This window comes from Thiolapillus sp. (genome assembly GCF_048562965.1).
Lineage (GTDB): Bacteria > Pseudomonadota > Gammaproteobacteria > Chromatiales > Chromatiaceae > Thiolapillus > Thiolapillus brandeum_A.
Genome location: NZ_JBHNMF010001389.1, coordinates 1 through 656 on the forward strand (window position 1 = coordinate 1; position 656 = coordinate 656).

Sequence of the window (656 nt, forward strand, 5' to 3'; positions counted from 1 at the left end):
CGGCGGGGAAGAGCTGCTGCATCAGGCCCTTCTTGTGCTGTTTCAGGGCCTGGACCTTTTTGGCTTGCAGCCCGATCACCTCATCAAGGGAGGAGAGGCAGTGGGCGATTTTTTGTTGTTCCAAATAATGTGGCAGAGACACGGATAATAGCTTAACTATATCCGCATTAAGATTTTTTACGCCCCCGCCTGCGGCCGCATTCCTAAAGTAGAACTGACTTGAAGAAGACAAAATGAAATAATAGAGATAATCGCGCTCAACCTCATTGTTAATATCTGTAACGGCAATCCATCCGTCATGAATACAGGTTTTTATCTTCAGTATATATGGCCTCCCGAAACTCATAGAGTTTGACATTATAAGATCACCGGGATATACCTCTCTTGTTTTTGATATTGCCGACTTTTTTACTTTTTCTTCTGTTGAAGTTACATATTTTTCATTCTGATGAACATCACCAATCTTCAGCCAGTTAAGCCCCTCACTATCTGTCGTTATATAGTCGGTAATAGGTCTCGGTGATCCTCCTCGCACAATCTCAGATAGTTCCCCCAACCGCTTCACCTCCCACGCCCCCGCCTCCCGAAACTCGGGAAAGCGCAGCCTGGGCACCAATGACTTTTTCTTGTCGCTTTTACTGCGCATACACTTCCAG

The 656-nt window shown here is 45.7% G+C and carries 1 protein-coding gene; it reads right to left on the bottom strand.

All coding sequences use genetic code 11. From position 1 onward, the window contains the following. Positions 1-646: restriction endonuclease subunit S (locus ACOCD2_RS24495; protein WP_419589958.1), on the bottom strand; the 646-nt coding region annotated here is incomplete at its 3' end. Positions 647-656: the final 10 nt, after the last annotated feature.